At 63.9% G+C, this 20,465-nt stretch carries 18 protein-coding genes; 9 read left to right on the plus strand and 9 right to left on the minus strand.

Annotated elements, in window-relative coordinates; all coding sequences use genetic code 11:
* The first annotated feature begins 472 nt into the window (after window positions 1-472).
* The 4 genes from rfbB to rfbA are packed head-to-tail and all read left to right on the plus strand — an operon-like array spanning window position 473 to window position 3,908.
* Complete coding sequence (gene rfbB / locus BMY71_RS15180) at window positions 473-1,534, plus strand: dTDP-glucose 4,6-dehydratase (RefSeq protein ID WP_092684813.1); 1,062 nt, start codon at window positions 473-475, stop codon at window positions 1,532-1,534.
* 22 nt (window positions 1,535-1,556) lie between these two features.
* Window positions 1,557-2,114 carry a dTDP-4-dehydrorhamnose 3,5-epimerase gene (gene rfbC / locus BMY71_RS15185; RefSeq protein WP_092684815.1) on the plus strand — a complete coding sequence of 186 codons (558 nt, stop codon included), beginning with the start codon at window positions 1,557-1,559 and terminating at the stop codon, window positions 2,112-2,114.
* Window positions 2,115-2,117: 3 nt separating this feature from the next.
* Complete coding sequence (gene rfbD / locus BMY71_RS15190; RefSeq protein ID WP_092684817.1) at window positions 2,118-3,014, plus strand: dTDP-4-dehydrorhamnose reductase; 897 nt, start codon at window positions 2,118-2,120, stop codon at window positions 3,012-3,014.
* Window positions 3,015-3,029: 15 nt separating this feature from the next.
* The gene (rfbA, locus tag BMY71_RS15195) at window positions 3,030-3,908 is read left to right on the plus strand and encodes a glucose-1-phosphate thymidylyltransferase RfbA (protein WP_092684819.1); all 879 of its coding nucleotides are present in this window, start codon (window positions 3,030-3,032) and stop codon (window positions 3,906-3,908) included.
* A 153-nt stretch (window positions 3,909-4,061) separates the two neighbouring features.
* On the opposite strand, the gene BMY71_RS15200 is transcribed toward rfbA, so the two are convergent.
* The 7 genes from BMY71_RS15200 to BMY71_RS15230 form a co-directional block, all read right to left on the minus strand.
* Window positions 4,062-5,963 (minus strand): glycosyltransferase family 39 protein, encoded by a 1,902-nt coding sequence (locus BMY71_RS15200; protein ID WP_244526069.1) that lies wholly within the window; start codon window positions 5,961-5,963, stop codon window positions 4,062-4,064.
* 185 nt (window positions 5,964-6,148) lie between these two features.
* Entirely contained in the window at window positions 6,149-6,844 is a 696-nt protein-coding gene (locus tag BMY71_RS15205) for an ABC transporter ATP-binding protein (RefSeq protein ID WP_011501997.1), read from the minus strand.
* Complete coding sequence (locus BMY71_RS15210) at window positions 6,844-7,593, minus strand: ABC transporter ATP-binding protein (protein WP_011501998.1); 750 nt, start codon at window positions 7,591-7,593, stop codon at window positions 6,844-6,846. The genes BMY71_RS15205 and BMY71_RS15210 overlap by 1 nt, the downstream gene beginning before the upstream one ends.
* Window positions 7,590-8,891, minus strand: a complete 1,302-nt coding sequence (locus BMY71_RS15215) for a branched-chain amino acid ABC transporter permease (RefSeq protein ID WP_011501999.1) — start codon at window positions 8,889-8,891, stop codon at window positions 7,590-7,592. Before BMY71_RS15215 ends, BMY71_RS15210 begins: the two co-directional genes overlap by 4 nt.
* On the minus strand, window positions 8,888-9,835 hold the full coding sequence (locus BMY71_RS15220; protein ID WP_011502000.1) for a branched-chain amino acid ABC transporter permease: 948 nt from the start codon (window positions 9,833-9,835) through the stop codon (window positions 8,888-8,890). Before BMY71_RS15220 ends, BMY71_RS15215 begins: the two co-directional genes overlap by 4 nt.
* A 128-nt stretch (window positions 9,836-9,963) precedes the next feature.
* The gene (locus BMY71_RS15225) at window positions 9,964-11,193 is read right to left on the minus strand and encodes a branched-chain amino acid ABC transporter substrate-binding protein (protein WP_011502001.1); all 1,230 of its coding nucleotides are present in this window, start codon (window positions 11,191-11,193) and stop codon (window positions 9,964-9,966) included.
* Between the two features lie 258 nt (window positions 11,194-11,451).
* Window positions 11,452-13,929 carry a CaiB/BaiF CoA transferase family protein gene (locus BMY71_RS15230; protein WP_430715334.1) on the minus strand — a complete coding sequence of 826 codons (2,478 nt, stop codon included), beginning with the start codon at window positions 13,927-13,929 and terminating at the stop codon, window positions 11,452-11,454.
* A gap of 317 nt (window positions 13,930-14,246) precedes the next feature.
* On the opposite strand from BMY71_RS15230, the gene purU reads away from it, so the two are divergent.
* Complete coding sequence (purU, locus tag BMY71_RS15235; protein ID WP_011502004.1) at window positions 14,247-15,110, plus strand: formyltetrahydrofolate deformylase; 864 nt, start codon at window positions 14,247-14,249, stop codon at window positions 15,108-15,110.
* Between the two features lie 27 nt (window positions 15,111-15,137).
* Here the strand turns inward: purU and BMY71_RS15240 are convergent, their stop codons facing one another.
* Both BMY71_RS15240 and BMY71_RS15245 read right to left on the minus strand, forming a co-directional pair.
* Window positions 15,138-15,725 carry a DUF2939 domain-containing protein gene (locus BMY71_RS15240; RefSeq protein WP_092684825.1) on the minus strand — a complete coding sequence of 196 codons (588 nt, stop codon included), beginning with the start codon at window positions 15,723-15,725 and terminating at the stop codon, window positions 15,138-15,140.
* 63 nt (window positions 15,726-15,788) lie between these two features.
* A complete protein-coding gene (locus BMY71_RS15245; RefSeq protein WP_092684826.1) occupies window positions 15,789-16,088 on the minus strand; it encodes a hypothetical protein in 300 nt (99 codons plus the stop codon).
* Between the two features lie 398 nt (window positions 16,089-16,486).
* Here BMY71_RS15245 and BMY71_RS15250 point away from each other — a divergent pair, with 398 nt between their 5' ends.
* From BMY71_RS15250 to BMY71_RS15265, 4 genes are all read left to right on the plus strand, one after another.
* Window positions 16,487-17,665 (plus strand): ABC transporter substrate-binding protein, encoded by a 1,179-nt coding sequence (locus BMY71_RS15250; RefSeq protein ID WP_092684828.1) that lies wholly within the window; start codon window positions 16,487-16,489, stop codon window positions 17,663-17,665.
* 155 nt (window positions 17,666-17,820) lie between these two features.
* Window positions 17,821-18,687 (plus strand): branched-chain amino acid ABC transporter permease, encoded by an 867-nt coding sequence (locus tag BMY71_RS15255; RefSeq protein WP_011502008.1) that lies wholly within the window; start codon window positions 17,821-17,823, stop codon window positions 18,685-18,687.
* A gap of 5 nt (window positions 18,688-18,692) precedes the next feature.
* Window positions 18,693-19,706, plus strand: coding sequence for a branched-chain amino acid ABC transporter permease (locus BMY71_RS15260; protein WP_175557684.1), 1,014 nt, complete (start codon window positions 18,693-18,695; stop codon window positions 19,704-19,706).
* Complete coding sequence (locus BMY71_RS15265; protein WP_011502010.1) at window positions 19,703-20,455, plus strand: ABC transporter ATP-binding protein; 753 nt, start codon at window positions 19,703-19,705, stop codon at window positions 20,453-20,455. Before BMY71_RS15260 ends, BMY71_RS15265 begins: the two co-directional genes overlap by 4 nt.
* Window positions 20,456-20,465: the final 10 nt, after the last annotated feature.

Below are 20,465 nucleotides of genomic sequence, written 5' to 3' on the forward strand. Positions count from 1 at the left end.
CTCCCCGAGCGCCTTTCGCCACAGCATTGCTGTGTGGTGGCGGGATGCTCCTAGCGCTTTCCGCGCTTTACCTGCCGCGGTCTTTATCCCGCAGCTTATCGCTTTCCCTGAATTTACTACAGGCGGGTTGCCGAAGATATGCGACTATTTTAGTCTGGAAAATGGGCTTGAGCGCAAGGAGGGAGGATCGGGACGCGCTTGATTACCTCAATCGTGCTTCAGGACGCGTCTGATTCTGCACTTGGCCGAGGGGCTTTCCAGCCGGCTGTGGAAGCTTGTTGCTGCATCACAGCATGAGCTGAGCTATGGTGTGGGACGTTATCGTCGCGAGGGTCTGGCTCATCTGCCGGTGCCTTAATTCTTTTCCCTTGGATGATCCTTGCTTGGTGCAGCGGGCCGCGGATGGCTCACTGGTTGCTGGAGCACCGGCAACTCCCTGGGGCGTAGACTGGTAGCTGGTGCACTCGAGTCAATGACCAAGAAATTCATGATTACGGGCGGCGCGGGCTTCATCGGTTCGGCCGTCGTACGTCGACTGATCGAAACCAGCGATCATGAGGTTGTTGTCGTCGACAAGCTGACCTATGCCGGAAATCTGGAATCGCTTGCGCCGGTGTCGGCCAGTCCGAAGTTCAGCTTCGAACGGGTCGACATTACTGATGTCGAGGCCATGCGCCGGGTCTTCGCGGAGTTTTCGCCCGACATCGTGATGCACCTCGCAGCCGAAAGTCACGTCGACCGGTCGATTGACGGTCCCGATGAATTTGTCCAGACCAACCTTGTCGGGACGTTCGTGTTGTTGCAGGCGGCCCTAAACCATTGGCGCTCGCTGCCGGCTGGTCGCAAGACTGGTTTTCGCTTCCACCATGTCTCGACCGACGAGGTGTTTGGATCGCTTGGACCGTCCGGCTCTTTCAATGAGGAGACGGCCTACAGACCGAATTCGCCCTATTCAGCCTCGAAAGCCGGATCCGACCATCTGGTGCGCGCCTGGCATCATACTTACGGCCTGCCGATGGTGATGACCAACTGCTCGAACAACTATGGTCCCTATCAGTTTCCGGAGAAGCTGATTACTCTGATGATCATCAATGCGCTGGAAGGCAAGCCGCTGCCGGTCTATGGGACCGGCGAGAATGTTCGCGACTGGCTTCATGTGGAGGATCATGCCGAGGCGCTGCTGCTCGTTGCCGAAACCGGAGGCGTCGGTGAAAGCTACAATATCGGCGGAGACAACGAGCGCACCAACATGTCGGTCGTTCGCTCGATCTGCCGGATCGTCGATGAGCTCGCGCCCGACGCAGCGATCGGTCCACGCGAGAAGCTGATCGAATTTGTGGTCGACCGGCCGGGTCACGATCTGCGTTATGCCATCGACGCAAGGAAGATCGAGCGCGAACTAGGTTGGAAGCCGCGCCATACCTTCGAAACCGGGTTGCGCCACACAGTTCAATGGTATCTCGACAATATGGGCTGGTGGAAACGGGTCCGCTCCGGTGCGTACCGCGGCGAGCGCCTCGGCATCACCGTCTGACTGCAGCCTAAGGAGGACATCTGTGCTTACTGTCACGCCGTCCGCCATCGAGGCCGTCAAGGTCGTCGTTCCAAAGAGCTTTGCCGATACGCGCGGGACGTTCTGCGAGACCTACAATCACCGGCGCTTTGTCGAGCATGGCATTTCGTTCGAGTTCGTCCAGGACAACCAATCGTTTTCGGCGGAGGCGGGTACAATCCGTGGCCTCCACTTCCAAAGCCCGCCGGCAGCTCAGGCCAAGTTGGTTCGCGTCCTGCGTGGCCGCATCCTGGATGTCGCCGTCGACTTGCGGCGCTCCTCGCCGACATTCGGTAAATGGGTCGCCGAGGAATTGTCCGCGGAGAATGGCAAGCAACTGCTCGTTCCTGTCGGATTTGCGCACGGCTTTTGCACACTCGAGCCGGATACCCACGTTCTCTACAAGGTCACGAGCTACTACTCCCCGGCGCATGATCTGGGGGTGGCTTGGGACGATCCGGATCTGGCGATCGACTGGCCGATCAGGTCTGACGAGGCGGTTCTGTCCGACAAGGATTTGAGACAGCCGTCGTTTCGCTCGCTTGCGCCCGTTTTCGAGTAGCCGATGCGCCTCGCAGTGACAGGTCGGGTCGGCCAAGTGGTCCAATCGCTGCTGGAGCGTGCGCCTGCCGATATCGAGATCGTCACGATCGCCCGTCCCGCCGTCGATCTGCAGGACCCGGTTGCGGTTGCGGAGGCGATCGGCGCTGCTCAGCCTGATGCGGTCATCAGCGCCGCGGCCTATACCGCGGTCGATTTCGCCGAGAAAGAAGCCGAGCTGGCTTACCGCATCAATGAAGCCGGCGCCGGCGCGGTTGCGACCGCCGCCGCCGATCTCGGCATCCCCGTGGTGCATCTGTCCACCGACTACGTATTCGACGGCAGCCTGTCGCGGCCCTATCGCGAGGACGATGCGCCGGCGCCGCTCAGTGTCTACGGCGCCAGCAAGCTCGCCGGGGAAAAGGCTGTTGCAGCCGCAAATCCTGACCACGCGATCCTGCGCACGGCGTGGGTCTACAGCCCCTTTGGCAAGAATTTCGTCCGTACCATGTTGATGCTCGCCGACAGTCGCGCCGAGGTGTCGGTTGTGTGCGACCAGCGGGGCGCGCCGACCTGCGCCCTGGATATTGCGGACTGTGTTGTCGCGGTGGCCCGCAACTTGTTAGCGCGCCCGAGCGATGGCGCACTGCGTGGCATTTTCCACATGAGCTGCACTGGCGACACCAGTTGGGCCGGTTTCGCCGAAGCAATCTTTGCTCACTCGGCCGCCGCGGGTGGTCCGTCAGCACGCGTCAAGCCGATTCCGACCTCTGAATATCCCACCCCGGCGCGTCGCCCGGCCAACTCCCGGCTCGACACCTCGCGTCTCGCCGAACGTCACGGCATCCGCCTCCCGAATTGGACCGATCCGCTCCCGCTTTGCATCGACCGGATTCTCGCCGCACAGCGCGCCAGCCATTGAGCCAAAGGCTTCAACATGACCAGGGTTTCCAAGGGCATCATTCTGGCAGGGGGAACAGGAACGCGCCTGCATCCGATGACGGTGTCAGCCTCCAAGCAACTGCTGCCGATCTATGACAAGCCGTTGATCTACTATCCGCTATCCACGCTGATGATGGCGGGCATCCGCGAGATCCTGGTGATCTCGACCCCGGCGGACCTGCCGCGGTTTCAGCAATTGCTGGGCGATGGCGAGCGCTGGGGGATGTCGTTCAGCTATGCCGAGCAGCCGCGCCCCGAGGGACTGGCGCAGGCTTACATCATTGGCGCCGACTTCGTGGCTGGCGGACCCTCGGCTCTTGTGCTCGGTGACAACCTTTTCTACGGCCACGATTTGATCGCGTTGTTGCAAAGCGCGGCGAGCCATGGCGAAGGTGCCACCGTGTTCGCCTATCAGGTCAGCGACGCCAGCGCCTATGGTGTCGTCGAGTTCGACGAAAACCAGTTGGCGATCTCGATCGAGGAGAAGCCGGTCGCGCCACGATCGAACTGGGCTGTGACCGGCGTGTATTTCTATGATTCTCATGTGGTGGATATAGCTGCCAATCTGACGCCTTCGGCGCGCGGCGAACTCGAGATCACCGACGTCAATCGGGTCTATCTCGAACGCAAGCAGCTTCGCGTCGAAAGGATGGGCCGCGGGTTTGCGTGGCTCGATACGGGGACGCCTGACAACCTGCTGGATGCGGCCGAATTCGTGCGCGTTCTGGAAAAACGGCAGGGTCTCAAGATTTGCTGTCCCGAGGAAATCGCCTTCCACATGAACTGGATCGATGCCGGGCAACTCGAGAATCTCGCCAAGCCGATTGCGAACAGCGGCTATGGCCGATATCTGCTCGACGTCGCCCGACGTTGACGGACGAAGCTCATTGAGCGTTTTCCAGAGCTTTTCCGGTTCTGATAGATCAGAACCGGAGCTCTAGCTTTTTGTTCTGACGCGTTTTTCTTCACGCGAACCGGTTTCCACTTCGCTCGAAACGCTCCAGTGCGACGGCTTGGAGCAAGCGTTTCAGCGCCGACGCCAGATCGTCGCCTGCGCCTGTTCGTCCGGCAGGTCGTAGGTTGCCGCGCGCGCGAAGCGGGTCTGTTCGGCCATGGCGTCGAGGATGCCGGCCATCCGGGAATACACCCAGCCGACCGAGGGCAGCTGGTAGTGGCTGGTCGGCGAGTCGATGGTGACGATGATGTCGGCGGTCGACCGGGCGATCCGCTCGGTCATGACCTGCCGGACTTCCTCGCGCGAGCCGAGATTGGCCGGGACCAGATCGTCGACGATCCGGTTGCAACGGCAATGCTCGCGGATCACCCACGCAAACAGCTTGCTGCCTCCAAAGGTGGTGAACACCGCGACTTCGCGTGCGCCGTCTAACTCCGGCAGATAGGGGCGCACCAGATTGAGGTCGCTCGGGCCGGTTTTGGTGTGGATCGCATAGGTGTAGGCAGCCTCCGGCATGGGGTGGCCGAGATTGACGACCAGCAGCGACGCGGCGGCGGCCATGGCAAGGACGCCGCGCACCCAAGGCGACAACAGGTTCCGCATCCAGCCCAGGATCAGCCCGGCGCCGACGCCGGAGCAGATCCAGACCGCGAACACCCAGGTCGACATGAACCGGCCCTGGTGCTGCGGATGGATCACCACGCCGGCCCAGGCCAGTAGCGCGAACAGAAACACCGCGCGGGCGCCCGGCGTGAGACGTGGAAGTCCGAATGCACCGATCACCGCCAGGGCCAGAACCGGGATCGCCAGCCAAGGCATGGTGTGGAAACCGTCGGCGAACACCTGCCAATAGAACTGTGCGCCCTGCCACAGGCCGGCGTTGGGATCGGGATTGTTGGCTGGCCCGACAAACCAAAGGAACCGCGAAAGTCGGTGCGGGAGCAGGAACGAAATCGCGATCGGCGAGACGTGCCAGTACAGCATGGCGCGGCCGGGAACGCCGAGCGCAGCGTCGATCGCTTCCTTGTGTCGCCACCACAGCAACGTCCACCACAGAAACACCAAAGCATAGGCGAGCGTCGTCAGGTTCTCGGGCGGATACAGCGACACCGATTTCCCGAACAGTTCGATCGCCGTCGGGCCGCGGGCGTAGATGAAGGCGACCAGCGCGACCACCAGCGCGGCGAGGATCAGCAGCGGCTGGCGGAGGAGCGCTGCGAGCGCAGTGCCGACCCGGACCCGGCCAATCGTGCGGGCAACCCGGACGGTAGCGCGCCAGTGTTCGGAGGCGAAGGCGATCGCGATCGGCGCCACCAGCAGCCCCCAGTAATTGCCCTTGTGGAAGAACAGCGCGGTGAGGATCACCGCGAGCAGCCGCCAGCGTGCGGCGCTGTCGGGGGTGGCGGATGCGCGCAGATAGGCCCACAGCGCTGCAGCCGAGAGGCCGGCGCCGAGGCCTTCCAGCATCACGTCGGCGCTGATCAGCCGGAAGGTGGGGCTGGCGGCGGTCAGGGTCGTGGCGATTGCAGCGGCGAACAGTCCGTCGATCCGGTCGGCGAACAGCCGGCGGGCGATCAGCCAGACGAAGGCCATCGTCGCGACCCAACCGGTCAGGCTCGGCACGATGCCGAGGCGATAGTCGATGCCGCCGATCAGCAGGACGACGCTCAGCACCAACCCGTGGAATGGCGGCCACACCTTGGCCTTTTCCAACTCGCTGAAGAACCAGGCGGGGTCGAGATGACGCATCGCCAATGCGAGGTCGAGCCCGAAACTGTAATGCGAGTTGCGGTCATGATAGAACACGCGCCACAGCAGATCCGGCGCGCGCGCGTACTCCGCGAACATCCAAGCGGCGATGGCGATCGCAGCGCTCAGGACAATCACGAAGGCCAGCGCTTCGGGCCACCATGTGGCGCGGGCGGCCCGGCCGCTGACCGGCTGCGCTGTACTTTGCACATGCGCACTGGCCATTGGACGGCCGGTCGTTCGACCGTCCTGTCGCTCAGCATCCGCCATCACGATCCCCAGGGAACTCTCGCGGTCATCCGAAGGGATTCCGGGCCTTCCCGGGGCATCGGATAGCATATCGGCCGCGGCGGCTGAAAGTCATGCCTTGGATCGGAAAGCTGCGCGCGAGGGCTCAGATCTCGAAGGGCTCAGACCTCGAGCCACTCCTTGCGGACCGCCTCGTTGGCCTTGAGGTCTCCCGGAGTACCTTCGAACACGATCTTGCCGTGGCCCATCACATAGACCCGGTGCGAGATGCGCATGGCGATCGACAGCTTCTGCTCGACCAGCAGGATGGCGACGCCGCGGCGGGCGATCTCGACGATCAGGTCGCCGACCTGCTGGACGATGATCGGCGCCAGTCCCTCGGTCGGCTCATCGATCATCACCAGTTCCGGATCACCCATCAACGTGCGGCAGATGGTGAGCATCTGCTTCTCGCCGCCGGACAGCACGCCGGCCGCGGTATCGGCGCGTTCCTTCAGGTTCGAGAACATGTCGAGCATGTCGTCGAGCCGCCATTTGCCGGGGTTGCGCGGATTCTTGACGCCGAGCATCAGGTTCTGCCGGACGGTGAGGCCGGGGAAGATGTCGCGATGCTCGGGGACGTAGCCGAGTCCGAGATGCGCGATCTTGTGGCTCGGCAGGCCGGCGATGTTTTTGCCTTTGAACATGATCGTGCCGTGCGGCGGCACTTCGCCCATGATCGCCTTGACCGTGGTGGAGCGACCGACGCCGTTGCGGCCGAGCAGGCTCACCACTTCGCCGGCGGCGATATGCATGTCGACGCCCTGCAGAATGTGGCTCTTGCCGTAATACGCGTGCAGATCCTTGACCTCGAGCATCAGGCTGCCTCCTCGCCGAGATAGGCTTCCTTGACCTTCGGATTGCCGCGGATCTCTTCCGGCGTGCCGGAGGCGATCACCTGGCCGTAGACCAGCACCGAGATGCGGTCGGCAAGGCCGAACACCACGCTCATGTCGTGCTCGACGATCAGCAGCGTCCGGCCTTCGGTGAGGCGGCGGATCAGCGCGACCGCGCGTTCGGTCTCGGCGTGGCTCATGCCGGCGGTCGGCTCGTCCAGCAGGATCACATTCGCGCCGCCGGCGATGGTGATGCCGATCTCCAGCGCGCGCTGCTCGGCATAGGTGAGGAGACCGGCCGGCATGTCGCGGCGCGAGGTGAGGTGGATGTCCTCGAGGATCTGCGCGGTCCGCTCGCGCACCTCCGGCAATTTGTCGACGTTCTTCCAGAACGCGTAGCGGTGGCCCGTCGCCCACAGCACCGCACAGCGCAGGTTTTCCCACACGGTCATGTTGGTGAACACGTTGGTGACCTGGAACGAGCGCGACAGCCCGCGGCGGTTGATCTGGAACGGACGCAAGCCGGATATTTCCTCGCCCCGCAGCAGGATGCTGCCCGAGGTCGGCCGCATATAGCCGCTGATCAGGTTGAAGGTGGTCGATTTGCCGGCGCCGTTCGGGCCGATCAGTGCATGGCGCTCGCCCTGTGCGATGCTCAGGCTGATGTTCTGGATCACCTTGGTGATGCCGAAGCTCTTTTCGACGCCGCGGAGTTCGATCGCGTTGCTCATCGGGCGTGTACCTTGGCGCGGGCGGCGGTCAGCGTGGTGTCCCAGGTGTGGCCGACACGCGCCCAGGCGAGCCGCGCCAGGACGAAGCCGGCCACGATCAGCACCGCGGAGATGGTCCAGGTCAGCGGGCTCGCGGCGTTGAACGGGATGCCGAACGCCTTGATGTGCGGACTCTCGCCCGGATTGACGGTGTAGTGCACGGTGGTTTCGATCATCAGCATCAGGCCGGTGACCAGCGCCAGCGTCGGCAGCGCCGCCAGCAGATAGCTCGGCAGCATCTGCGTCAGCATGCCGGCGCGCAGCAGCGGCCGGTGCATCATCATCAGGCCGGTGATGCCGCCCGGCGTGAACATCACCACAGCGATGAAGAACAGGCCGAAATACAACTGCCAAACGTGGGTGAGGTCGCTGAGCCCAAGCGACAGGATGGTCACGAAGATCGCGCCCACGATCGGGCCGATGAAGAAGCCGATGCCGCCGATATAGGCCGCGAACAGCACGGTGCCGGATTGCACGGCGCCGAGATAGGCGGAATTGGCGATCTCGAAATTGATCGCGGCGAGCGCACCGGCGATGCCGGCGAAGAAGCCGGAGAAGCAGAACGCCAGATAGCGGACGACATGTGGATCGTATCCGACGAACTGCACCCGCTCGGGATTGTCGCGGACCGCGTTGCACATTCGTCCGAGCGGAGTGCGGGTCAGCGCATACATCGCGATGATCGCAATCAGGGTCCAGGCCGCGACCAGATAATAGATCTGGATCTGCGGACCGAAGTTCAGCCCAAACAGCTTGAACAGCTTGGTCCGGTTGGCCGAGATGCCGGCCTCGCCGCCGAAGAAGGTGCGCAGGATCAGCGCCGAGGAGGCGACCAGTTCGGCGAGGCCGAGCGAGATCATCGCAAAGGCGGTGCCCGAGCGCTGGGTCATCACCCAGCCGATCAGGGCCGCGAAGAACAGCCCCGCGACGCCGCCGATCAGCGGGACCAGCGGCAGCGGGATCGGCCATTTATTGCCGCCGAGCAGATTGATGGCGTGGATCGCGAGGAAGCCGCCGAGCCCGTAATACACCGCGTGGCCGAACGACAGCATCCCGGTCTGGCCCAGCAGGATATTGTAGGACAGCGCGAAGATGATCGAGATCCCGACCAGACTGAACGTGGTCAGCGATCCGCCGGATGCGAAGATCTTCGGCAACAGCAGCAGCGTGAGCGCTGTCGCGATCCAGATCCCATAGAACTTGAGGCGGTCGGACAAAGCCGGCCGCGGCGGCGCGACGCGGGAGGCGAGGTCGGTCATGTTTCGCGGGTTCCCAACAGCCCCATCGGCCGGAAGATCAGGATCAGCACCAGCAGCAGGTAAGGCATGATCGGCGCGATCTGCGCGACCGTCACGTTCCAGATGTCGCTGAGCCAGGATTGCGCCAGGTCCGGTCCGAGCGGTCCGAACACCGAGGCGAGCGAGCCGTTGATCGAGACGGCGAAGGTCTGCACCAGGCCGATCAATAGCGACGCGATGAAGGCGCCGGGCAGCGAGCCGAGACCGCCGACCACGACGACGACGAACAGGATCGGGCCGAGCAGCCCGGCCATGTTCGATTGCGTCACCAGTGAGGGACCCGCGATGACACCGGCGACGGCGGCGAGCGCTGTGCCGACGCCGAACACCAGCATGAAGATCCGTTCGACGTTGTGGCCGAGATGGCCGACCATGTGCGGGTGGGTCAGCGCCGCCTGCACGATCAGGCCGACCCTGGTCTTCTTCAGGACCAGCAACAGGCCGATAAAGATGACGATCGACACCGCCAGCATGAACATCTTGTAGGCGGGGTAGTTGGTCGAGAAGATCGTGAACGCCGGGAAGTCCAGCAACGCCGGCGGCCGGAAATCGACCGGGCTTTTACCCCAGATGATCTGCACGATCTCTTCGATCGCGAAGGCGAGGCCGAAGGTGAACAGCAGTTCGGCGACGTGGCCGTTGCGATGGACGCGGCGCAGGCCGAACCGTTCGACCGCGGCGCCGATCGCGCCGGCCAGCAGCGGCGCGAACAACAGCGCCGGCCAGAAGCCGAACCAGCGGCTGATCTGAAAGCCGAAGAATGCGCCCAGCATGTAGAAGCTGGCGTGGGCGAAATTCAGCACGCCGAGCATGCTGAAGATCACGGTCAGGCCGCTCGCCATCAGGAACAGCAGCATCCCGAACAGCACGCCGTTGAGGGTGGAGATGACGATCAGCTCGAGCATGGTGTTCCAAGGCCGGGTGACGACATGATTTCGTCATGGCCGGGCTTGTCCCGGCCATCCACGTCTGTTGCGTCTCCACACCATCAGGCGTGGATGCCCGGGACCAGCCCGGGCATGACGGGAGTGCCTTACGGCCGCTCCATCTTGCAGGTGGTCGGCAGAACGGTCTTGGCGGTGTCGATCTTGGCGACCTCCTTCCAGCCCCAGCCGGTCTTCTCTTCGTCGAACTGACCCGGCTTGATCTCGCCGAACGAGGAGATGTAGATCGGCTGGAAGAACTGATGGTCGTCCTTCCGCATCATGCCTTCGCCGCCGCTGAACACCTCGAACTTCATGTCCTCGAGGGACTGAGCGACCTTCACCGGATCCAGCGACTTGGCTTTCTCGGCGGCTGCAGCGAACATCCGCATTTCATTGACCGCGCGCGGATACCAGAGACTCAGGTCGACCTTGGCGCGGAACGCCTTTTCGAAGTCCTGCGACGTCTTGTGATCGACGTTGGCGAAGCCTTCCGTGATCTGGAACACTTGATGGTTGAGCCCGGTCTGCTTGATCGCGGTCGGGCCGCCGGCGCCGCCGGCGTAGTAGGTGTACCAGCTGACCTTGAGACCCGCGTCGGCCGCCGCCTTCAACAGCAGCGCGATATCCTGTCCCCAATTACCGGTCACCACGGTGTCGGCGCCCGAGGCCTTGATCTTGGCGACGTAGGGGGCGAAGTCGGTGATCTTCAGCAGCGGATGCAGTTCGTCACCGACGATCTGGATATCGGAGCGTTTCGCGGCCAGCATCGCCCTGGCCTGGGTTCGAACCGACTGACCGAAGGAATAGTCCTGATTGATCAGGTACACTTTTTTGATCGAGGGGGCATCCTTCATGTAGTTGGTCAGCGCCTCCATCTTGATGTCGGAGTTCGCGTCCCAGCGGAAATGCCAGAAACTGCACTTGTCGTTGGTGAGCACCGGGTCGACCGCGGCGTAATTGAAGTACAGCACTTCCTTGCCGGGATTGCGCTCGTTGTACTTGGTGATGAAGTCCGACAGCGCGCCGGCGACCGACGAGCCGTTGCCCTGGGTGATGTAGCGGACGCCTGAGTCGATCGCCTTCTGGGCCTGGATCAGGCTTTCCTGCGGATTGGTCTTGTTGTCGAGCGGGACGATTTCGACCTTCTTGCCGAGGATGCCGCCCTTGGCGTTGAGCTCTTCGGCGAGAAACTGAAAGGTCTTCAGCCCGCCTTCGCCGACGCTGGCGCCGCCGCCGGACAAGGGATCGATATAGCCGATCTTGACGGTTTCCTGGCCCATCGCCGCGGAGCCGAGCATCGGCAGCGCGATCGCGACGGCTGCGAGAAGTCTCTTCATCGTGGTCCTCCCTGAATCCCCTGTTGGGTTCTTGATCTTGGATCGGTGTTAGCGCAAATCGGTCAGCGGTTTCAACCCGCCGGTTACGCTCCTTCGGTCGCATACTGGTCCAATGACGGTTCCGCAGCAAGACGGCGTTCGCTACGTGGCTGCGTCCAAACGTCGGATGCTTGCTCGCGAGGTCTGCCTCGCTCTGCCGGGGCAAAACGACCTTGGCGGACTTCTCTGCCGCGTCATGGTCAAACGCGGCCGGCAACCTTACTCCGCCGCAAGCCTAACGCCGCCGCTCTTTTTCGTGGTTGCTACATTTCCGATCACACCCCGATCGTGCAGGCCTTCGATCTCGGCGTCGCTTAGTCCAAGCTCGCGCAGTACCTCGTCATTGTGTTGGCCGAGCGTGGGCGCGAGTCGTTCGATCGGGTAGGGCAGGTCGGCGAAGTCCTCGCGATAGGACACCGACGGCAACAGATGCGCGCCCATGAACCGGCGCACCACCGGTTGCCAATGTCCGGTTTTGAGCAAATGCGGATCGCCGACCAGATCGATCGGCAGCCGAGCGACCCCTGCGGCGATGCCGGCCTCCTGGAGCGTCACCATCGCGAGTTCCGGCCGCACACTGGATGTCCAGTGTCGGACTGCGATCTCAATGCGATCCTCGTCGGCACGACGACCGTCCGCGGTGGCGAGCGAGGGATCGGCGGCGAAGTCGGGCCGGTGCATCACCCTGCATAATGCCTTCCATTGCGCGTCGGTCTGCACGGCCAGCGTGACCCATTGATCGTCGCCGGCGCAGGGAAAGCAGCCGCTCGGCACAAAGCGCGGATGACGGTTGCCGATCCGTGGACTGGTGTGTCCCGTCGCCGATTGCTCGATGATCGATGACGCCAGCATCGGCAGCATGCATTCGACCTGCGAGAGGTCGATGTGCTGACCTTCGCCGGTTCGCTTCTGATGCATCAGCCCGAGCATCAGCGCGGCGGCGGCGTTCAGTCCGCCGACCGGATCGCCGAGCGCCGCGTGCAGCATGGTCGGCGGATCGCCGTCGCGGCCCGTCACCGACGGCAGGCCCGACGCCTGCTCGAGCGTCGAGCCATAGGCGCGAGCGGCGCTCCAGCGGCCGGTGATGCCGAAGGCCGGCATCGTCACCACGACGAGGCGCGGATTGATCGCCTGCATCGCGGCGACGTCGAGGCCGAGCCGCGGCAGCACATCGGCCGCGTAGTTGTCGATCACCGCGTCGGCGCCCGCGAGCAGCCGCTTCAGCACGGCGCGCCCGTCGTCGGTGGTGAGGTCCAGCGTGATGCCGCGCTTGTTGCGGTTCATGGTCTGGAACCAGTAGGTCTTCTCATAGGTCCGTTCGGGGTGGTAAGGCCCGCGTGGATCGGTGCCGCGAAACCAGTCCGGATATTGGCAGGACTCGACCTTGATGATATCGGCGCCGAGATCGCCGAGCTGACGCACAGCCGATGGTCCCGCCCAGCCCATGGTGAGATCGACGATGCGGATGCCCGACAACGGCAGAGCTTCGTTCGGGCGGACGGCACGTTCGGCGGTGCGCCGGCGCGGCGACAGCTCCGCGTCATTGTGTTCACCGGCGCGGGGGGCGCGGCCGTTCGGCTTGCAGGGTGATTTCGTCAGACGCTGCGGCAGCACGGGCGCGTCGAACGACGAGGCGCCGATCTCGACCTTCGCGAAGGCTCCGCGCTCGCGCATCACCGGCTGCGCCAGCAACTGCGCCATGTCCGGAACCAGCGCCAGCGGCAGCCGCAATTCGATGCCGCGCTCGAACCATTCCAGCGCGGTCTTGTGCATCAGCACCGGCCGGATGATCGAGTTGAGTTCGTCGGCATGGATGAAGCGATCCGCGGTCGCGGAGTAGCGCGGGTCGGGGCCGAGTTCGGGCAGGCCGATCATTGCGCAAAAGCCGAGCCATTGCGCCGGAGTCACCACCGTGACGCCGAGCCAGCCATCCTTGGTGGCGTAGTTGCCGACCGGAAAGCCCCGGCCGAACCGGTTCAACCCGATCCGCGGCCGGGTGGAGCCCGCTTCCAGCGCCAGTGCGATATCGAATTCGGTGATCTGCAGCATCGCCTCGAAGGCGTTGACGGCGAATCGCCGCGCGCCCTGATCGGCGCGGGCGTAGAGCCCCGCCAGGGTCGGGATGAACGCCGTGAGGCCGGCGATCACGGCGATCTGGCCGTCGCGCGGCAGCACCGGCGGACCTTCCGCCGGCCCGACCAGTTTCACCAGACCGGCGAGGCTGCGACACACGGAATCGGTCGCGAGATAATCGCGATAGGGACCGTGCTCGCCGAACCAGGACAGCGACGTGATCGCAAGGCCGGGCTGCACCTCGCGCAGACGCCGATGCGACAGCGGCGATGCTTCGATCGCTGTCGGGTGACGCGCGTCGAGCAGCAGGTCGCTGTCCGCAAGTAATCGTTCGATGCGTGCGGTGTCGTCGGGTTGATCGAGGTCGCCGAGAATGCTGTATTTGTTGGTGTTGAGCCACGCGAAGGTGGCGCTTTCGCGTCGCCCTCCGGCATCGACCAGCGGAGCGATCTGTCGATCCGGATCGCCGCCGGGCGGCTCGACCTTGATGACCTCGGCGCCGAAATCGGCGAACAGCTTCCCACAATAAGCCAGCGCGTCGCCGGATCCGATTTCCACGACGCGCAATTCCGACAAGGGTAGCGCCCGCATTTCCACCCGACCTTGTTTCTTGGTTGTCCGCATCTTGGCGGCGTGGGCGCGGGCGTCAAGTCAAAGCTGCAGGCTGACCCGACGATCGCCGAGGTCGCGTCACTGATCGCGACCATCGGTCATCGCAGAGCCTCGGCGCCCGGCTCGGCGAGCCGCCGGGCGAACTCCGCTTCCTCGCGGGGGTCGAGCTCAGACTGCCACAGCCGTCGAGCCGGCCAACCAAACCCCGCCGGGCGCCGTGCTGGGTGATCCTGCGTCTTTGATCGGGATTGGCGCAGGCGTCGCGGCGGTGCTAGAGCAGGGTCCCGAACCGAGTTCCAGCGCATTCGCCGCTGCTATCAAGATCGCCAATGCCCCATCATCAGTATGTTCTGACCCTGTCCTGCCCCGATCGCGCCGGTATCGTTGCCGCGGTGACGACCTTTCTGTTCGAGAACGGACAGAACATTCTCGACGCCCAGCAGTACAACGACACAGAGAGCGGCCACTTCTTCATGCGCGTGGTGTTCAACGCGGCCGAGCGCGTGGCGCCGCTGGCGGAATTGCGCACCGGCTTCGGCGCGGTCGCGGTCAAGTTCGCGATGGGCTGGCACATGCGGGATCGTGCGACTCGCCGGCGGGTGATGCTGCTGGTGTCACAGTCGGATCACTGCCTCGCCGATATTCTCTATCGCTGGCGGATCGACGAACTGCAGATGATCCCCACCGCGATCGTCTCCAACCATCCGCGTGAAACCTTCAGCGGCTTCGATTTCGGCGAGATCCCGTTCTACCACATGCCGGTGAACAAGGAGACGCGGCGGCAGCAGGAGGCTGCGATCACCGCGCTGGTCGCGCAGACCAAGACCGATCTCGTGGTGCTGGCGCGCTATATGCAGATCCTGTCGGACGAGATGGCCGGCCGTCTGGCGGGGCGCTGTATCAACATCCACCATTCATTCCTGCCGGGCTTCAAGGGCGCCAAGCCCTATCACCAGGCGTTTGATCGTGGCGTCAAGCTGATCGGCGCGACCGCGCATTACGTCACCAGCACGCTGGATGAAGGTCCGATCATCGATCAGGACGTCGAGCGCATCAGCCATCGCGACACCCCTGCGGATCTGGTCCGCAAGGGCCGGGATATCGAGCGGCGGGTGCTCGCCCGCGCGATGCACTATCACCTCGATGACCGGGTGATCCTCAACGGCCGCAAGACCGTGGTGTTCACGGATTGAAGGCCGCGCCGAGGTTCCGATCCCGGACTACTTGGCCGGCAGAGCGGCAGCCAGATCGCGGGCAACAGCCGTGGGAAGGATCAGCCCGGACATCTTCCATCCCGAACCGTCGAAATGCAGCTTGATCGCGCTGTAGGCGTCGGGATCGGAGCTTTCGCTGATCCGGATGGCGAATTCGACCGGCTGAATGAATCGGAACCGCTGCAGCAGCGACAGCACATTGCCGGTGTCGATATCCGTCAGCTTCGGCACGCCGGCGAACGACGGCAAGCTCGGATCGGCGTCGAGACCGCCGGTCTTCAAAATCTGGGTCAGATGCTCCGGCGTCAGCATCTTCGTGATCATCGCCTCGGCTAATCCGAGCCCTGCGCCCCGCACCAGCGTTCGCTCCATCGGCCGAACCTGACGAGTCTGCCCGATGCGGTCGAGATACGCAGTCACGATCTGGTCCGCCAGTGATTGGGTCAGCGATTTGACGTCGGTGCGCGCGATCACCGCAGCGCCGTCGCCTGCGCGCGCAGCGGCGGCGAGGCCGGCCAGGGACGTCGCCGCTGATCCCAGATAGATCAGAATGCCGACCACAATCACCGCAAGGACGCCGAAGAACCAGCGCATCTCTATCGCTCCGTCGCTGGAGTCACCGCATTCATCGAGCCGGTTGACGCCGGCCGCGATCGCTCAACGCAGAGGCCCGCCGCTCGGCGCCGACTGCCCGGACTCTGTCGCCGTGGTCCCTTCGATCTTCTGGCGTTCGGCCGCTGGCAGATTTCGCAGCCTTTCCTGCTCGCGCATGTAAGCGTCGTATTTCGCCGTCCCGGGGCGCGGCGGCGCGTTCGCCGGCAGGCCGCCGGCCCATTGCGGTACGAAGTCGGCGAGCCCGACGGTCAATTGCTCGTTGATGGTGCCACATCCGGTCAGACTGCAAAGGATCAGACCGGCGGCGGCAGCGACCGATAGACGCAACGAACTTAACTGCATTGGGCTTTCGACGTCCTGGTTCACTGCCGGCTCGCATTGTCGGCCGGCTCTGCCGCGCGGCGGCGGATCAATCACGCGGGATGTTATGTCTTCCATCCGATATTGGCATACCTGATATTGCACCCATCATTCCGGTTTCCATGGCAATGATGTGACCAATCGGCCGATCGAAGCCGTGGATTTCTGGTCGGAGGCTGGGGGCCTCGCACCCCCACCGTAGCACGAGACCCTTGGCAATTCGTTGCCACGGGTCGCGCGGTGAGATCGTCGCGGGGAGACTTCGCTAGGTCGCGGATAGCCGGCTCCAGCCTGCAAGACACCGCGGCGCCACCTCGGCTAGGATACGGACCGGGGCAAAAGCCTCGGGACGAGAGGCATCGGGACAAGAGGAAACACTCATGCTGATTGGCAGACGAACACTGCTGCAGGCCGCCTGTATCGCCGTCGCAACGGGCGCCCCGATCGCGGCGGCGCAAGCCGAAGACACCTTCAAGGTCGGTCTGATCGTGCCGATGACCGGCGGCCAAGCCTCGACCGGCAAGCAGATCGACAACGCGATCAAGCTGTACATCAAGAAGCATGGCGTCACCGTCGCCGGCAAGAAGATCGAGGTGATCCTCAAGGACGACGCCGCGATTCCGGACAACACCAAGCGCCTCGCCCAGGAACTGATCGTCAACGACAAGGTCAATGTGATCGCCGGCTTCGGCATCACGCCGGCCGCGCTCGCCGCGGCGCCGCTCGCCACCCAGGCGAAGGTGCCGGAAATCGTGATGGCCGCCGGCACCTCGATCATCACCGAACGCTCGCCCTATATCGTCCGCACTTCGTTCACGCTGGCGCAGTCCTCGATCATCATCGGCGACTGGGCGGCGAAGAACGGCATCAAGAAAGTCGCGACGCTGACCTCGGACTATGCCCCGGGCAACGACGCGCTGGCCTTCTTCAAGGAGCGCTTCACCGCCGGCGGCGGTGAGATCGTCGAAGAGATCAAGGTGCCGCTCGCCAATCCGGACTTCGCACCGTTCCTGCAGCGCATGAAGGACGCCAAGCCGGATGCGATGTTCGTGTTCGTGCCGGCCGGCCAGGGCGGCAACTTCATGAAGCAGTTTGCCGAGCGCGGCCTCGACAAGAGCGGCATCAAGGTGATCGGTCCCGGTGACGTGATGGACGACGATCTCCTGAACAGCATGGGTGACGCCGCGCTCGGCGTGGTCACCGCCCATATGTACTCGGCGGCGCATCCCTCGGCGATGAACAAAGAGTTCGTCGCCGCCTACAAGAAGGAGTTCGGGCAGCGGCCGGGCTTCATGGCGGTCGGCGGCTATGACGGCATCCATCTCGTCTACGAGGCGCTGAAGAAGACCGGCGGCAAGGCCGATGGCGATTCTCTGATCGCGGCGATGAAAGGCATGAAGTGGGAAAGCCCGCGCGGTCCGATCTCGATCGATCCGGAAACCCGCGACATCGTCCAGAACATCTACATCCGCAAGGTCGAAAAGGTCGACGGCGAACTCTACAACATCGAATTCGCCAAGTTCGACGCCGTCAAAGACCCCGGCAAGACGAAGAAGTAGTTCTAAGTCACGCAACTCGGATTTGACGTTCGTCATTCCGGGGCGTGCGCAGCACGAACCCGGCATCCATAATCCCGGTCGGTGACTATGGATTCCGGGTCTGCACCCCAAGGGGCGCATCCCGGAATGACGAACTCGAAGTGATCGCAAGCGTCATGACCTTCCTCACCATCCTTTTTGACGGCGTCGCCTACGGCATGTTGCTGTTCGTGCTGGCGTGCGGGCTGGCGGTGACGCTCGGGCTGATGAATTTCGTCAACCTTGCGCACGGCGCCTTCGCGATGGCCGGCGGCTATGTCTGCGCCGTGCTGGTCAACAAGATGGGCTGGCCGTTTTTCGCGGCGCTGCCAATCGCCTTTCTCGCCAGCGCGCTGATCGGCGCGGTGTTCGAGCGGCTGCTGTATCGCCACCTCTACGATCGCTCGCATCTCGACCAGGTGCTGTTCAGCGTCGGCCTGGTGTTCATGTCGGTCGCCGCGGTCGATTTCATCATGGGATCGTCGCGGGTGTTCATCAAACTACCCGAAGCGCTGCAGGGCCAGATCGATCTGTTCGGCGTCGGCATCGGCCGCTACCGGCTGATGATCATCGTGATCTGCGGGCTGCTCACGGTGGCGCTGCAATTGACGCTGGCGAAGACGCGGTTCGGCAGTCGGCTGCGCGCCGCGGTCGACGACCCGCGCGTCGCGTCCGGCCTCGGCATCAACGTGCCGCAGGTGTTTGCGCTGACCTTCGCATTCGGCTGCGGGCTGGCCGGCTTCGGCGGTGCGCTGAGCGCGGAAATCCTCGGCCTTGATCCGCACTTCCCGTTGAAATTCATGATCTACTTTCTGATCGTCGTCACCGTCGGCGGCTCGTCGTCGATCACCGGGCCTTTCCTCGCCTCGCTGCTGCTCGGCATCGGCGACGTCGCGGGCAAATATTATCTGCCGAAGCTCGGGCCGTTCATGATCTACACCATCATGATCGTGATCCTGATCTGGCGCCCCAACGGCCTGTTCGGCCGCACGGCTACGCGATGACCGGCATGACGACGCCCTCGGAGAATGTCGGCTTCCATGCCCGCCGAACCGCGCGGTGGCACGCCGGCGAGGTCGTGTTCTGGATCGTTCTGATCGGCTGCGGCCTGCTGTTTCCGTCGCGCTATCTGATCATGACCGAAATTCTGCGGATCGGCCTGTTCGCGCTGTCGCTCGATCTGATCCTCGGTTACGCCGGCATCGTCTCGCTCGGTCACGCCGCGTTCTTCGGCGTCGGCGCTTACGCCGCGGGCCTGCTGGCGCTGCACGGCATCGTCGGCGAGCCGGTGCTGGCGCTGCTGGTCGCGGGGCTGGCCGCCGCCGTACTCGGCTTTGCCACCAGCTTCCTGGTGATCCGCGGCGTCGACCTGACGAGGCTGATGGTGACGCTCGGCATCGCGCTGCTGATGGAGGCGCTGGCGGAACGGTTCTCGAACATCACCGGCGGCACCGATGGCCTGCAGGGCATCGTGATGCAGCCGATTCTCGGACTGTTCGAGTTCGACCTCTTCGGCAAGACTGGGTTCTGGTACAGCGTCGCGGTGCTGTTCGTGATGTTCCTGCTGGCGCGCCGCATCGTGCATTCGCCGTTCGGGCTCAGCCTGCGCGCGATCCGCAACAATCCGCTGCGCGCCTCGGCCGTTGGCATTCCGGTGAACCGGCGGCTGGTCGCGGTGTATACGTTGGCGGCGCTGTATGCGGGCATTGCCGGCGGGCTGTTCGCCCAGACGACACAGCTCGCCTCGCTTGACGTGTTCTCGTTCGAGCGCTCGGCCGATCTGGTGCTGGTGCTGGTTCTCGGCGGCACCGGCTATCTCTATGGCGGCCTGATCGGCGCGGTGGTGTTCAAGATCCTGCAGGAGTTCTTCTCCACCATCACCCCGCAATATTGGCAGTTCTGGATCGGGCTGGTGTTGGTCACGATCGTGCTGATCGGCCGTGAGCGGCTGGAGCGCTGGGTGATGTTCGTGCCGCGTCGGGCGCTGCGCCGATCCAAGGCGGAGGGCGGAGGCGCAACATGACCTTGGCGCTGCAGACCATCGGGCTCGAAAAGCATTTCGGCGGACTGAACGTCACCCGCAATCTCTCGCTCAATGTCGAGGCGGGCGCGCGCCATGCGCTGATCGGCCCCAACGGCGCCGGCAAGACCACGGTGATCAACCTGCTCACCGGGGTGCTGAAGCCGAATGGCGGCCGCATCCTGCTCGAAGGCCGGGACATCACCAATACGCCCGTGCATCAGCGCGTGCTGCGCGGGCTGTCGCGAACATTCCAGATCAATCAGCTTTATGCCGATCTGACGCCGCTCGAAACGATCGGCCTTGCGGTGTCGGAGCGTTCCGGCCATGGCGGCGACTGGTGGCGGCGGATGGGCACCCGCACCGACATCAACGACGAGATCGCCGAGAACCTTGCGCGCTTTCATCTGCTCGACGTGATGAACGAGCCGACCGGCCGGCTGCCTTACGGCAAGCAGCGCCTGCTGGAAATCGCGGTGGCGATCGCCACAAGGCCCCGCGTGCTGCTGCTCGACGAGCCGGCCGCCGGCGTGCCCGAAAGCGAGCGCCACGATATTCTCGCCGTGGTCGCCAACCTGCCGCGCGACGTGACCGTGCTGCTGATCGAGCACGACATGGATCTGGTGTTCTCCTTCGCCGACCGGATCTCGGTGCTGGTGTCCGGCGCGCTGCTGGTCGAAGGCCCGCCCGACGAGGTCGCGCGCGATCCCTTGGTCAAGGCGGTGTATCTCGGCGAGGACGCCCATGTCTGAGCTTCCAGAT

This window comes from Rhodopseudomonas pseudopalustris, from assembly GCF_900110435.1.
Lineage (GTDB): Bacteria > Pseudomonadota > Alphaproteobacteria > Rhizobiales > Xanthobacteraceae > Rhodopseudomonas > Rhodopseudomonas pseudopalustris.